At 44.1% G+C, this 13,916-nt stretch carries 12 protein-coding genes; 4 read left to right on the top strand and 8 right to left on the bottom strand.

Annotated features, from left to right (window positions below; genetic code table 11):
- The first annotated feature begins 21 nt into the window (after positions 1 to 21).
- Positions 22 to 1,119: an endonuclease gene (locus tag ACO08I_RS04700; protein WP_421948652.1), complete on the top strand. Its 1,098-nt coding sequence runs from the start codon at positions 22 to 24 to the stop codon at positions 1,117 to 1,119.
- Between the two features lie 2,461 nt (positions 1,120 to 3,580).
- On the top strand, positions 3,581 to 5,389 hold the full coding sequence (locus tag ACO08I_RS04695) for a T9SS type A sorting domain-containing protein (RefSeq protein ID WP_421948651.1): 1,809 nt from the start codon (positions 3,581 to 3,583) through the stop codon (positions 5,387 to 5,389).
- A gap of 98 nt (positions 5,390 to 5,487) precedes the next feature.
- On the opposite strand, the gene ACO08I_RS04690 is transcribed toward ACO08I_RS04695, so the two are convergent.
- Positions 5,488 to 6,387, bottom strand: coding sequence for a M23 family metallopeptidase (locus ACO08I_RS04690; protein ID WP_421948650.1), 900 nt, complete (start codon positions 6,385 to 6,387; stop codon positions 5,488 to 5,490).
- A gap of 11 nt (positions 6,388 to 6,398) precedes the next feature.
- Here ACO08I_RS04690 and ACO08I_RS04685 point away from each other — a divergent pair, with 11 nt between their 5' ends.
- Positions 6,399 to 7,523: an IS701 family transposase gene (locus ACO08I_RS04685; protein ID WP_421946784.1), complete on the top strand. Its 1,125-nt coding sequence runs from the start codon at positions 6,399 to 6,401 to the stop codon at positions 7,521 to 7,523.
- Between the two features lie 513 nt (positions 7,524 to 8,036).
- On the opposite strand, the gene ACO08I_RS04680 is transcribed toward ACO08I_RS04685, so the two are convergent.
- The 5 genes from ACO08I_RS04680 to ACO08I_RS04660 are packed head-to-tail and all read right to left on the bottom strand — an operon-like array spanning position 8,037 to position 11,176.
- Positions 8,037 to 9,038, bottom strand: coding sequence for an alpha/beta fold hydrolase (locus tag ACO08I_RS04680; protein WP_421948649.1), 1,002 nt, complete (start codon positions 9,036 to 9,038; stop codon positions 8,037 to 8,039).
- A gap of 2 nt (positions 9,039 to 9,040) precedes the next feature.
- Entirely contained in the window at positions 9,041 to 9,532 is a 492-nt protein-coding gene (locus ACO08I_RS04675; RefSeq protein ID WP_421948648.1) for a hypothetical protein, read from the bottom strand.
- A 1-nt stretch (position 9,533) separates the two neighbouring features.
- Positions 9,534 to 10,304, bottom strand: coding sequence for an SDR family oxidoreductase (locus ACO08I_RS04670; protein WP_421948647.1), 771 nt, complete (start codon positions 10,302 to 10,304; stop codon positions 9,534 to 9,536).
- 12 nt (positions 10,305 to 10,316) lie between these two features.
- The gene (locus ACO08I_RS04665; protein WP_421948646.1) at positions 10,317 to 10,685 is read right to left on the bottom strand and encodes a DUF4345 family protein; all 369 of its coding nucleotides are present in this window, start codon (positions 10,683 to 10,685) and stop codon (positions 10,317 to 10,319) included.
- Positions 10,686 to 10,687: 2 nt separating this feature from the next.
- Complete coding sequence (locus ACO08I_RS04660) at positions 10,688 to 11,176, bottom strand: DUF4267 domain-containing protein (RefSeq protein WP_421948645.1); 489 nt, start codon at positions 11,174 to 11,176, stop codon at positions 10,688 to 10,690.
- A 33-nt stretch (positions 11,177 to 11,209) separates the two neighbouring features.
- Here ACO08I_RS04660 and ACO08I_RS04655 point away from each other — a divergent pair, with 33 nt between their 5' ends.
- On the top strand, positions 11,210 to 11,641 hold the full coding sequence (locus ACO08I_RS04655) for a winged helix-turn-helix transcriptional regulator (protein WP_421948644.1): 432 nt from the start codon (positions 11,210 to 11,212) through the stop codon (positions 11,639 to 11,641).
- A gap of 150 nt (positions 11,642 to 11,791) precedes the next feature.
- On the opposite strand, the gene ACO08I_RS04650 is transcribed toward ACO08I_RS04655, so the two are convergent.
- Entirely contained in the window at positions 11,792 to 12,877 is a 1,086-nt protein-coding gene (locus ACO08I_RS04650; protein WP_421948643.1) for a ligand-binding sensor domain-containing protein, read from the bottom strand.
- Positions 12,878 to 13,031: 154 nt separating this feature from the next.
- Positions 13,032 to 13,856 carry a metallophosphoesterase family protein gene (locus ACO08I_RS04645; RefSeq protein ID WP_421948642.1) on the bottom strand — a complete coding sequence of 275 codons (825 nt, stop codon included), beginning with the start codon at positions 13,854 to 13,856 and terminating at the stop codon, positions 13,032 to 13,034.
- Between the last annotated feature and the right edge of the window lie 60 nt (positions 13,857 to 13,916).

Genomic DNA, 13,916 nt, shown 5'->3' with positions numbered 1-13,916 from the left:
CGGGCTAACCCAGCACTACACATGACTAAAGATTGGCTCAGCTTTTTATACCTTGTTATGCGTATAGTATCCAAGGCCTCGCCTATTACGGCCTGCCTGTTTCTTCTATCGTTCTACACGCCGTTGCAGGCTCAATCGCACACACCCGTATTCCCTGATTTAACAGAGGATGAATTGCTGACAGAAGTCGTTAGCGAGTACAAGCCATGGACTGTCCTTGATTACGGTGAAGCCAGGGACTTCATGTACGGGACGCTGTTTAACGTAAACGATAGCGTGAGCTGTGTCTATTCCGGTCATAGGCTTTACTTGCCGCCCGGTGTAGACCCTTCGACGCACCTGTTTATGAACGGGTCCTCAAATGGTATCAATGCCGAACATACGTACCCAAGAAGTAAAGGAGCAGATGAAGATAACGGTAACCCCTACTCGGATATGCACCATTTGTTCCCGGTCAGGGCCGCAGTGAATACCGGCAGGAGCAACTTCCCTTTCGGAGAGATCGATGATGATGAGACGACGTCCTGGTACTACTTTGACCAGACCCAGAGTAATATTCCATCATCAGACGTTGACGCCTGTAGCGAGAGAGTTAATGGAATGTTCGAGCCAAGGGAATCCCACAAGGGCAACGCGGCCCGTGCGGTCTTCTACTTTTACACCATGTACGAAGAGGATGCACTTGAAGCAGACCCCGGCTTTTTCGAACTCCAGCGGGAGACGCTCTGCGAATGGCATGGTAAGGACCCTGTGGACCTGCAGGAGTGGGAGAGGACCTTCGCAATCGCTGATTATCAGGATAGCAAGCCGAACCCTTTTGTCCTGGATTGTACGGTGGCGTACCGTTCCTATTGCCAGGGCTTTACCAATGACTGTGACATTCCGGTGCCTGCTCAGGAGGAAGTACAGGCTCAGGTACAGGTCTACCCGAATCCCTTTACCGACCGGCTCCATGTTGCCGCACAGGGGCAGCATACCCTACAGGTAGTTGATATGCTGGGACGGATCCACCTGAGGCAAGGCTTCTCGGATGAGGCTGAGCTGGACCTCTCTTTCCTGGGGGCAGGCATATATTTTGTGTGGGTTGGTGAACGGGTTTTTAGGGTCATAAAGGTTTAGAGAAAAGCCAGATGTGAGATGCAGAGCTGGCAAAAAATACTCATCCATACCCTATGCAAAACCTACCTTAATAAACTCTAGTCAAATATCATTCCTACATACGGTTATATAGACTGCGTGGAGCTCAATGTGATATCTGTGCGCTGACAGGTCTATTCCTGGAGCAAGGCACGCAGGATTTGGATAATGGTGCCTTCCCTATGCCGAGCCTGTGAAGGCGGTTATACATTCGGAAACCTACCTGCAAAGAAAGAGAGTATCTAAGGATATATCTACAGCTACAAGGGCATTAAGGGCGAATGCCTGCACTACCACTAACTAATGTCACTCACATTTAGATAATACGTATTTGGCAGGCGAATAAAATATAGAGGGAAAGGTGTTTTGGCGTATTTGTAGAAACAATATTTTTAATTATTGATTTATATAAAATTTTATTTTAAATGGTTGTGGTTTTTTTTGAGAGCTGTTCTTTTGCATCGTCACAGATATTCAGTTCATAGGTTATTGTAATTTAAAAGTCACAATAGCTTTGCTTATGCAAAAGCGCTAAAGAACGACGAATCGTAAGTGCATAGTTGTTTTCAGTTTTCTGCATTGGTAAACTTAAATAGGCTTTAATACTACATGAGCCTTAGTGAGTGTTTGGGCTCCTCTTGGAGCCACACTCCAAGCGTAATTATTTTGTGCATATTTGAATAGGTTATGCTTCTGTATTGGTTTGTAGGTTTCCAGGAAAAAGGAGCTCAACCTCACTTTATGTTTACTTATGTGTCATTTACAATTATTACTAGAGGTATATTCGTATCTTTTAGAGCACTGCTTCTAATAAAAAAGGAATATTTAATACCCTCCTTAAGTAAAAGTACTCTCGCACAGTGAAGAGTATTTTTACATGCTCAAACTCCCTGAGCACTATTCGAAAGCACTAGTGCTTTTCTGGAATTTCTCTCTAACACATCGTATTCTGTGCTGCAACAGAATATAACTTTAGACTGGTCTCTACCTGGCTTAAGGCTTCATCGTGTACAGCTATGTTGTACAGAGTGGAGAGCTTAGCGTGAGCTCAATAGTTGCGAAAGTTGAAGCTTACGGTAAGGGCGCTAGCTTAGCGGTAGAGTACAGTAGCGGCACAGTAGCTGGCACGCAGGTTTTGCGCTGTACGAGAACCAGCCAAACCCATTTAAGGGCGAGACGGCGCTCGGTTCCGACCCGGCAAAGGCAGTACAGCTAAGCAAGGACCTAAAGGTTTACCCCTGAGATGGTATGCATAAAAGGGTGCAAACATATCTAGGTTAAGCCTTCTGAACTCGTGGCAGCAGGCGTAGTAGGACACACCATCCGTATCGGCGAGAACAGCGCCACAAAGCGGATGGTGATTATGAAATAGAAGAAGTGTTGGGAGTTGTTAGTTTGGCAAGGTGCTTATTAAAATAGCGCCTTGCTTTTTTTTGGTTTTCAGCCAACGCTGCGCTCCCTGCGTAAAGATCTCGATTTTGTTAATTAGCTGAGTTTCCGGTTCTGCAATAAGAGTCAGCGCTGCGGATAGCAGCGATTCAGGCTATTGTTAACTAAGGACTTATGAACCCCGCAGAAATGGGGGGCAGGCTCAGGTGTTATCTTTTTTTAGCCAGAACTCTGCCGGGCATTCTGGCACAGCAAGCGGGCACAATTCCTTGATCTTCATTACGAACCTGCTCCAAATATAGCCCAGGCAATCAAATGAATTGTACAATACCAGGCTATAGGTTGAATTTCGAGTTCCTCCCCCTGCGCCCAAAACAAGCTTACCTCCCGTCAGGCCAAGTTTACCAATAGCATCCACAATATCCACATCCGGACAGACTGGCTTTCAGATGGCTTTGCCCTTGGTGTATGTAGCGCTTGTGGCGGATAATGATCCTGTGTTGTTGTCATCAATTCTTACCTGGTTTTTAGCTTAGGAAAACCGGCCAGAAGATTGCCTCAATACGCAGTGTGATTTTTCCTGACGAAAAATTTTCACGTAAAATGCCCCCAGAACAGCATGAAAATCTGCGAAAAGAGTCTACAATTTGTCTACAACTCAGGAACGGCAAATTAACAGAGTTGTATAATTGCTTGTAAATGAGTAGGTTTTCGTTCTTAAGGCTACGTTGGTGCCGTTTTGCTGTATAGTTGAAATGTGGCATATTTGAGATTGAAATACGGTAATAACCTAACGATTTAGGTTGCTTACCGAAGCTGTTAATCACGTACGTACGCCCCCTCTCTGTCAGGAATCTCGACAAAGCGACAGCCTGTAGCGCCGTCTGGCTTTGAGCTGCTAAAAGCAAAGTTCAGCACCCGCTTAAGTTCTTATTTGAAGAGGCAAGTTTAACCAGTATTGCCAAACCCATATCGATAGTGCTGTCTGATGATGGCACCGGATCAGATTACTCCCCCCTTATTGATTCTATTGTTCACTTATTAATTTTTTTTAATGAGAAAGCTATTACTGTTAATTCCCCTATGGTTGCTTGTTGCGCAAGTGCTGCATGCTCAGTGCCCGCAGTTTTCTAATTTTTTGAATACACAGGCAAAAGTTGATGATTTTGTTGCTGATTATTCCAATTGCCCCAACATACCAGCATCCTTAACTATATTTGGGTCTGGTATTACTGACATTTCTGGTCTCTCTTTTATTAATAGTGTGGGCGGTGATTTCCAGATCAAGAGTACTACCCTACAGAATCTGTCTGGTCTTGAGAACCTCATTTCTACTACTGGAAGTCTTATCTTAAGTGATAACACCAATCTGGAAGATCTGTCTGACCTTGAGGGTGTAACTACTGTAGGGGGAACTTTAACTAGTCAGAATAACCCTAAACTAGAATCTCTTGATGGTTTGGAAAACCTGACTACCATCAACGGCTTAGTAATTCGGGACAACTCTACGCTGAAGGATCTAGACGCTTTGGCTAATTTGACTTATGTTGGTCAACAAATAATTATTAGAAATAACTCTACTTTGACAGATATCGATGGGTTGGCAAACCTCACTACTATTGTTGGCCCAAGTGTGGCTATTCAACAAAATCCCCAACTCTCTTCCTGTAGCATAGAGTCTTTCTGTAATGAGCTCGAAAATCCCGATGGAGTCAATTTTAATATTAATGCGAATAAGGATGGGTGTAATTCAGTTGCCCAAATCGAATTCATCTGTAATCCCCTTCAGGCAGTCTGCAAAGATGCTACAGTTGCACTGCAGGGAGACGGCTCGGCAAGCATAAATGCCAATGCTGTAGACGATGGCTCGATTGGAGTTACTTCCAGCTCCGTCAGCCCTTCCTCTTTTAGTTGCTCAGACCTGGGTGATAATACTGTAACGCTCACTGTATCCGATGGCAATGGTGATACAGATGAATGTACCGCCACCGTCACCGTCATCCTGCCCAACGATCTGCCGTCTCCCTGGACCGCTACCGATATCGGGGATCCGGGCAGCGGCAACAGCTATAACTTTGACCCCTGCGTGGCCGGTCCTGGGGAATACACCATCAGTGCCGATGGCTACCACCTCATCCCCAATACCTCAGATAACATGGCTTTTGCTTCCCTGCCACTCTGTGGCAATGGCGGTATACAAGCCCGCATCGAAAGCGTGGAAGGTGGCTACGCAGGCCTCATGATACGCGAGAGCAGCGCTCCGGGCGCCAGAATGATTGGTATATACAGTAACCTGACGAGCCTGTTGCGTAGGGAGGTCCGTTATACAGACAATGGGCAGAATGAATCCAATACGACATATGCTTCTTTTCCTTTCATGCTTCGCCTGGTACGTAATGGCGATCGGATAAACGGGTTTTATAAGAATGGCAGCAAGTGGATTAAGTTCCATCAGGCAGAACTCCCTATGGGCGATTGCGTGGAAATGGGCCTGGTCGTCTTCTCCACCAACCCCTTCGGAACGGCAACAGCCACCTTTGACAAAGTCAACTTCATGTCTGGCATGAACCTGTCTGCTCCGAACACCGGACCGATTGCAGATGCCCTGTCCGATGTGCAGCGGGCGCGCGTATCTCCCAACCCGACTTCCGGTGCTTTCACCCTCGACTTTGAGCAGCCCCTTGAATTGGAAGCAACAGCTATACTCCTCAACGAGCTTGGGCAGCCCCTACGGCAATTGCAGCTCCCTGCCGGAGCCATCAACCATAGCTTTGACGACTCTAATCTGCCCCGCGGCTTGTATTTTCTGGAAGTGCGGGACGAGCAGGGCTACCGGGAAGTGCTGAAGGTGGTACGGCAGTAATCTGCCCCCTCACAATAGAAGCGCTTAGATTCCAAGCTGCACTGTATGGCATCGTGCCCTGCCGTGCAGCTTGGTTTTTTATGCTGACCTCTTTCAGCTTAGTTGCTCATCGTCTGATAACGCTTTAGCTTATTGACTTTGTAATTTCCAATCGAGTCCAAAGGATACGATTTCAACCCTCCTTTGCTATCATCAGCTTGCAATACATTGAAATGTAGATGTTCTTCCGAAGCCTGCCCTGTTTGACCACTTAATGCAATGGGTTGCCCCATGGTAATAAACTCGCCTACTTCTACCATGCTGCTATTTTGCTTTAGGTGGCCATACATTGTAAATAAGTGAGTTGAAGCATCGTATATCATAACTTGATTTGCATAGGGTTTCCATTTATCACTATGGCCCCACCCCTCGTAACCGTCAATAACCCCGACAACATAGCCGTTTTGAGTTGATGTAACAGTATCTCCGGTACTCATGGTAAAATCAAAAGCATATCTTGATAAATTTGAATTATGCGTAGGCCCCGAATTATTTCCTTGCAATAGTTTATAGCTCTTACCTTTTGGGAACGGAAGGCTTTTTAGTACAGTTGTCGTTTGAAGGGGAATATTAGGATCACCCAGTTTGAGTTTAATTTGAATTTTGTTTTTCAAGTCGCCATGGCCTTTGATTGTTATAGTAGTGTCTTTTTTAGCTTCAAGTAAAACAGGAGAAAACTCTTTTAACAACGTATTTACACTGCTTTCTTCGCAGGTCAGAAAGAACCGGTTTGGGCAATTTACCGGATTTCTGAGTATTAATTGATATTCGTCATCATTGTACATTTCTTCAATGTTCACCTTGAAAAATTGCAAATTTTGCTTGGGTAAGGAATGGGGCGAAATTTTTCTAAAAGCTGCAAGTGCAACTAGAATCAAAGCTGTTAATAACTGACCTTTCGCACGCGAAAGATTTGGAAAATTGATTAATAATGTTGGGGCAGTTATCTTGCAGCTCAAAGGAGCGCAAGATGAAAGACCCAAAGTTACTTGACTTGTATTCGGACTACCTGCTGGCATCGTTTCGCATGGCGACAGCCACCGGCTTGTCCGAGCTGACCGATCAGGCACTGAGCCATGACAAGATCAGCCGTTTTTTAGGGCAGGAAGCCTTCACGGCAAAGGACTATTGGCGTTGCATAAAGCCTTTGGTACGTAAAGTGGAGCACCCGGACGCGGTCATCAAGATAGATGACACGATCGAGGAGAAGCCGCACTCTACGGAGAATGAAGTGGTCACTTGGCACTGGGACCACTCCAAGAAGCCGAAAGCGGGGCACACCAAAGGGATCAACATCCTGAATTTCCTTTACCAGAGCCCACAGGGCATAGAGCTGCCTGTTGCTTTTGAGATCGTGCGCAAGTCGCAAGAATACGTGGATGCCAAAAGCGGGCAGGTAAAGAAGCGCAGCCCCCGCAGCAAGAACGAGATGCTGCGCGACCAGCTTTTTGCCCTTGTCAAATACAACCGCGTGCCCTTCCGCTATGTGGTATGGGACACTTGGTTTGCTGCCAAGGAGAACTTCGAGTTCGTGCATTATGAGCTGGGCAAGCATTTCATCAGTGCCTTGAAGAGCAACCGCAAGGTCGCCCTTAGCATGGAAGACAAGCTGGAAGGCAAGTTCCACCGAGTCGACGGGCTAGAACTGCAAGCAGGCCAGGCCATTACTGTTTACCTCAAAGGGCTGGATTTCCAAGTCCAGTTGGTCAAGCAGGTCTTTATAAACCAAGACGGCTCAACTGGAGACTTGTACCTGGTCACCAACGATCTGGAGCTAAGCGGCCCAGCTATCTGCACAACCTACGGGACACGCTGGGGAGTGGAGGTATTCCACAAATCGCTCAAACAAAACGTGGGGCTGGAAAAGTCCCCCACCAAGCACGAGACATCCCAGTGCAACCATGTTTTTGCTGCCATGATTGCCTGGACTAAACTCGAACTGCTGGCTGCAAAAGAGCAGACCAACCACTTTGCCCTAAAAACCAAAATTTATGTCAATGCCCTCAGGGCGGCTTTTCAAGAGGTGCAAAGGCTCAAAGCCTATGTCCCTAAAATTGGACCGCCGGATGGGCTAGCCACCCCTCTTTTGGGGTAAGGCCTTGATTAACTTGTTCATGCGAGTGCTTTTTCAGTGCCATGCACTGAGTGGGCTTGCTGTGCCAAGCACCCTGAGTACTGCTAATTTTTTCAATTATCATAACCTTTCGCGTGCGAAAGGTCAGTTAATAAAGCTGTTCTCTTGAGATGCAATTTTTTCAACATGCTACAATTTTTTCATTTTCCATGACCAGGTATACTGACGATTAAGTGGTTTGCAATAGCAAACCTACTCAATGCTTGCCCTGACAAGCTATGCTTCGTCAGTGGGCGATGTCGCAAATCAGTTCGTATTGCGTATAACTTAATAATGCACGGCCAAACCCAACCCCTCAAGATACCTCCTCCCCCAAAATTATCCTAACCTAAAACTCCCTTCAAACAAAAATAGGCCTGGCAGTCAAAAAACCAATGCGCATATGAAAATCCGGCTGGCTGGAGAGTGCCCGAGGCGCACCGTGGGCTTCAAAGCTCACGGCTGCCTACTCGATGGGCTGTGGTTTCTTCGTCTTTATAGCGTTTCAAACCATTCATTGAACTTTTGGCTCATTTGTTTTGGGTGGCTTTCAGTTAAAAAGTGTTTCCCTTTGCCCAAGTACAAATAGGTTGCATTTTTGAAGTTTCCTTTAGCGTATTCTACTGCTTCTCTTTGGTTGACCAACCCCTTTTTTGCGTAGAAATATAAAATCGGAATCTCTGTTGCTTTCATTCCGTTTGAAATCGTGTCCAGCATAGCTGCAAAATCACTTTCTCCCTTGCCTTTGGTATAAGACAACACGGCCGGGTCTGGCCCATTGGTTATAGCGTAGCGTCTTTCTTTTTCATCCCAAGGTTGAGTGTAGTACTTATAGGCTTCCCTGGGGAGTTTTCTTCCCGTGAAGAAATTCACAGCCAGTTTTTTGCCTGCAAAATTTCGCTTCACCATCCATTTTTCATTTCCCTTTGTGGTTCTGGTAATGCGCATAAAGGCTTTAAAACTGAAAGGCAGTTGGTCGTACATCACTTCGGCAGGCATAAACGGGGCCTCAAAAAGTGCTATGCCCTTTACGTTTTGTGGTGCTCTTATGGCATACAACATCCCTACTAATGAGCCAATGTCCTGAATGAAAAGCGTGACATTTTTGAGTTGTTTCGCTTCAATAAAATCAGTCAGCATTTTGTACTGCACTTCAATTGAAACATCACGGTCTTCTGGAAAACTGGATTTGCCAAAACCCAGGAAATCCAATGCAATGACCTTTTTATTGCTATCAATATTGGGTATGATATTTCGCCACAGGTAGGCGTTGGCAGGTAAACCGTGAAGCAATAATACCGGATCGCCTTCGCCCGATTCTACATAGTGGATTTTCTCGGCCCCTATGTCTATGAATTTAGACACGAAAGGAAAATCTGCCGAAATGTCTTTTTCAGGTTTTGTGTTTTCCCCTGAATATACGTCCTGAGCATATCCATTTCTAAACAGGGAAAAGCTGAAGACTACAAGTACTGCTGTTATTATTTTCTTGTTCATAGTTACTTCTTTCGTAAGTTTTTGAAAAGCCTGATGAAGATGTAGATGTGGCTTAGGAATGTCGCTAAACCATAGGTCACAAACATCAGCCAAATGAAGCCAAGGTTTTGATTGTAAAGTTCCAGGCCAAAGAATTGCGGAAAAGCGGTAATTAAATCTCCAAATCCTACGAGGTTGAATATCCAAACCAGCGGAATGGCAAAACGCCACTTATTTTTTAGGCCAATAGCGGTTATGATTGCTAAAACAGCCGTGGTGAAGTCTAATACGCCGACTGTGTTTAGAAATTCGGCAGGAAAGCCGTCATAAAACTGCTCTTTTGCCATAAAGGACAAGCCTAAATACCGAAACGTATTAAGGAAAACGAAGGGTAAAAGTGCATCCTGAATGGATAGGTTGGCAAGGCGTGGTTTTATCCACCACTGGAAAGCAAGAATTATTGCAATTGTGCCTGTTATGGCTTGCAAGTTGATAATCGTAAAATTGTCCATCATTTTAAATTGTGTTTGGTACAGCTTGTTTATTGAGTTGTTTGAATATGAATTTTGGAGCAAGTCGGCTCATGAATTTCAGTTGTTTAGAAATTCCTGGCGTGATTTCTTCTTTGCCGTTAATGAAATCCTTCCAAAAAATCGTTGCTAATTTTTCGGGTGGCATTGGTTTCAAATTATCGTCTTCGGCAATGTCTGCTCCGTGTGCTAAGGGAGTGTCTACGACTGGTGGTAAAAGTTCAATAACTTTAATACCATGAGGTTTCAGTTGCGGGCGAATACCTAATGTCCAAAAATGCAAGGCTGATTTTGTGCCCGAATAAACGGGTGCTTGAGCAAAAGGCACATAAGCCAATCCTGAAGAGACATTGACCAATACTGCGTTCTTACTTTTTTTAAGCAGCGGAAGGAAATAATGCAACATTCTAATGGGCGAATTGTAGTTGATTTCAATTTCCTGCATTTGTTTTTGCAGGTCATTGCTTTCGTTTCCGGTATCGACTAAGTTCATGATGCCTGCATTATTGACAAGGACATCAATGCCGCCAAACTTTTGTTGAACATCACCTGCCAGCGTTCTCACTGCTGCCTCATCTGTTACATCACTTTGGTAGATATGGATTTCAGGATTTTCCTGTTTTACTTTTTTAAGTTTATCGAGATTTCGGCCCGTTATGATGACGGTATGGTCATTCTCCAGGAACTTCATGGCTAAGGCAAGCCCAATACCTGATCCTCCACCTGTGATCAGTACTTTTTGATTCGACTGTTTCATTCAAATTTTAGTTTAAAGTGAACCTGAATTGAGTAGTTTGGCCTGAAACCAAAGCATCAGGGTAGTTGGAATTAATTCAATTAGAATAAGAAAAATGAAAAAGGGGGTAGCAGGGTAGTTGACCAATGCCGCAGCTCTGACAAGACCACCAATGAAAACAGCCACCATTAAGAAGCGGAATAAGGCCGTTTCTGACGGATTCCAAGCCACATAGAAAAACGCCAAAGAGGTAGCCATCCAAATAGCAGCCACATAGCGATGGTTATTGTCTGTCATTGGGTCCGTTACGGCAGAATTGTATTTTGCAGTGGTGCCCATAAATCCTGTGGCGGCAGCAATAAGTCCATACAGCACCAGGAAAACACGAATGAATAGTAGCATTATCAGGGTGTTTTAGAGGTTGGTTTGAGAAAGCAATAAGCAGCAATAATTATTGGAATAGCAAAGGGGATATGTTGTATTATATCTGTTGCGCCAACGTTAGGAACGAAACTGCCCCACACCAACATATCCACAACAATCACTAAGAAAAACGTGATTAAATGGAAGTAACCTGCCAATCTGAATTGTTGAAAATAGATAGCCAGCAAAACGAAAATGGGTGGAAGAACATCTCCAACGGCTTTGAAAATGGCGAGAATTTTTGCAAATCGCAGGGCAGCATCTGAATCTGGAACTATGGAAAATGAACCTTCGGCAGCAGCAGGGTGCGCTATCCAAAAAACACCAATTCCAATCAGCATGACAGCTGATACGATACTTGCCCAGATGCCAATGCGTATATGTTTTGGCTGGCTCTTAATGGCTAAAAATGACCCTTTTTCCATTCCTTTTGTTAATTTTGCTATTAATTCAGTAGCAAAAGTAATCAAAAGTTTTCATTGCTATCAAAACAGTAGTAAAAAATGAAAAATACTTTCCGCTCCGGTTGTCCAATTGCCTCCACTTTAGATATTCTAGGTGACAAGTGGTCGCTTTTGATCGTTCGGGATATGTTAGTTCAGGGGAAGAAAACGTTCAAAGAATTCTCCAGTTCTCCAGAAGGAATTGCACCGGGCATTTTGTCTTCAAGATTAAAGTGGTTAGAGGGGAACGAGCTGATATCGAAACAAAAGCTACCCGACAACAAAAAGGAAAACATTTATTTATTAACCGAGAAAGGAATAGAGTTAGCTCCTGTGATTACAGAGATCATTTTATGGAGCGATAAGAATTTAAGGAAGCACAATGCAGCTATGTACTCCATTTCAGAAGCAGGTTTCAATCAAGACAAGGTAAAAGTAACCGAGGGGGTTCAAAATAATTATCGTGCAATGGTTCATTCCCTTTTAGGTTGAATGTGCTTTTTTGAAATTCCAGCCAATGGGGGAGCTCCGTGAGGCGCCGGACTCTGGCTCATGAAGCATCAGCAAGCCGTGAGTTGGTGTGAAAGGCGCTCCCCGCTAATCTGGCGACTGTCGGGCCATCTACCCGGCTGTTGGCTGCTTTTATACCTTCGGTACAAACTTTTCGAAAGCTTCTCCATTTTGTTTATACACCCCGTCATTATTCGTTCCTAGCCAAAGCGTCCCGTTGCTGTCTTGGTAAATGGAAACAAGAAGGATAGTTTCAATTCCGTTGTGTATTTCCAGGTTGGAAAGCGATTCTCCATCATATTTCCAAACTCCACCGCCATAAGTTGTCATCCATAAATTCCCTTCTTTATCTGTAATTCCAGAGTTGAAATACAGGATTTTATCTTTCACTATTTCTTTGGGCAAAGCTACAGCCTTCACCTTTTCATATCCTTTGCTTGGGTCAGGGTTGATTTTGTATTTACTATAAAAATTGCTTAGCCAGAAATATCCGTCTTTATCTTGAATCATTGAGCGCACACCGGGTACCCTTCCATCCGGAAGCGTTGAGAGTTCCTTTTCGCCAATCCACAAAAATGATTTTCCATCAAAGCGAAACGCCCCTGCATTGATTGTGCCGAACCAGACATTTCCATCTCTATCCTTGTCAATGCCATAAACAGTATAAGGGTTGTACTGCATTTCTTCAAGAGGCATATTAGGATCCATGCTATAGAGTAAAGAATCTTGCCGGGGAAGCGATAAATCATGAAGCCACTCTCCGTCAAAACGATATAAATAATCACCAATCCCATTGAACCACAAATCAGTTGGTTCATTTTTCCATTTGCTGTCTGGTGATTTTATAACCTTTAGGGTCGTCAATTTTGTTCCGTCAAACTTGCTCACACCGATAGGCGTTTCTATATAAATATTGCCCTTTGTATCTTCCTGAATTCCCCGCACCTGATTATGAACCAATCCATCGCTCGTCGTAAATTGCTTTAGCTTTTTGCCATCATAGTGATAAATACCTTTTCCGTTGCTGCCGAACCAAAAGTCCCCTTTTGTGTCCTGATAAACTTTCCAAATTTGGTTATCAAGCTCCGTGACCTTTTTGCCGATTTCAAAAGGTATGATTTCAGCATTTTCAGGCTCAGGTTTCCCTTGCCCATTGCAAGAAATCAAGCTGCTGGAAACAAGAATCATCAGGATTAACTTGACCGGATTTATATTCATGTCGATTTTTTTGATTTTAGTTACCGGATAAATAGACCGGCTAGGTGAGGAGGCAGGCTCTAAGTAACGGTTTTTATTCGCCCCGCTGCACCACTGACCAAGTTACCAAAACCCAGACTAAGTACAGCACCCAATATGCCTTTTCCTGCTGTTTTTATTTTTCGATTTTCAGGATAATACACCTGGAGTCCACATTTAATATTTGTGTGCCATTGTCCATTTCAATTAAGGGGCGATCCCAATAGTTATGGCCACAACAAACAACATTCCTTTTTGAACGCTCCAGCACCGCTCTGATTTTATGGTTTCCGGGTAATTCCGGATTAACGTTATTTGGCCCTTCATGGAGTAAGATAAAGTCAGGTTGTGCCAAAAGCAGCTTTTTCAATTCCTTTAAGTGCTCACTTTCGTCATTTCTAAAAGGCTTATCAGGGCGTCCTATGATTCCACTTAGGCCCCCAATTTTCAGCGCTTTTACTTTTCTAACATGGTTATGCAAATAGTAAATCCCTTCTTCCCGGACAAAAGACTTAAACGCTTCGGGTTCTCCAAAATCATCATGATTTCCAGCGACTCCGGCAACAAATCCAAATTTGTCATTGAACGCTCTCCATACATTTTTTACATCTCCAAGCCCCCCTCTTTTATCAGGCCTGGCATACAAATCTCCACATAATAAAACGCCAACTCGTTCTCTGTCTACGCCTTCAAACTCAATCTCAAACAACAGTTGTAAGAAATCCGGTAAAACTTCGCCTAGTAATCTTGGCTTGTTTTCCTCAAAAACATTCCCTTGTAAGTCAGATGCTATTATTAAGTATTCAATGCCTTCAATCGTTGAATTCCTAACCGACCCCAGGTAAATCGGCAAATCTTCGTCTTTTATCACACGATTTCCACTTGCATCTCTCCCTCCCTGTGCAACAACCTTATAACTAAACCGCTCAATCGGGTCTAAATCATTCAGCTCTATCTTCATTTTTATTGTTTTCACAGCAACTTAAAATGCTTGGTCTGTCACCGTTAAGTTGCCCGATTC

This window comes from Phaeodactylibacter xiamenensis (genome assembly GCF_965229835.1).
Classification (GTDB): Bacteria; Bacteroidota; Bacteroidia; order Chitinophagales; family Saprospiraceae; genus Phaeodactylibacter; species Phaeodactylibacter xiamenensis.
The sequence above is the reverse complement of the archived record's forward strand: the minus strand, read 5'-3'. Positions and strand labels throughout refer to the sequence as shown.

Coding starts and splice junctions, on each gene's coding strand:
- ACO08I_RS04700 (WP_421948652.1), top strand. CDS start 22: ATGACTAAAGATTGGCTCAGCTTTTTATACCTTGTTATGCGTATAGTA.
- ACO08I_RS04695 (WP_421948651.1), top strand. CDS start 3,581: ATGAGAAAGCTATTACTGTTAATTCCCCTATGGTTGCTTGTTGCGCAA.
- ACO08I_RS04685 (WP_421946784.1), top strand. CDS start 6,399: ATGAAAGACCCAAAGTTACTTGACTTGTATTCGGACTACCTGCTGGCA.
- ACO08I_RS04680 (WP_421948649.1), bottom strand. CDS start 9,038: ATGAACAAGAAAATAATAACAGCAGTACTTGTAGTCTTCAGCTTTTCC.
- ACO08I_RS04675 (WP_421948648.1), bottom strand. CDS start 9,532: ATGATGGACAATTTTACGATTATCAACTTGCAAGCCATAACAGGCACA.
- ACO08I_RS04670 (WP_421948647.1), bottom strand. CDS start 10,304: ATGAAACAGTCGAATCAAAAAGTACTGATCACAGGTGGAGGATCAGGT.
- ACO08I_RS04665 (WP_421948646.1), bottom strand. CDS start 10,685: ATGCTACTATTCATTCGTGTTTTCCTGGTGCTGTATGGACTTATTGCT.
- ACO08I_RS04655 (WP_421948644.1), top strand. CDS start 11,210: ATGAAAAATACTTTCCGCTCCGGTTGTCCAATTGCCTCCACTTTAGAT.
- ACO08I_RS04650 (WP_421948643.1), bottom strand. CDS start 12,877: ATGAATATAAATCCGGTCAAGTTAATCCTGATGATTCTTGTTTCCAGC.
- ACO08I_RS04645 (WP_421948642.1), bottom strand. CDS start 13,856: ATGAAGATAGAGCTGAATGATTTAGACCCGATTGAGCGGTTTAGTTAT.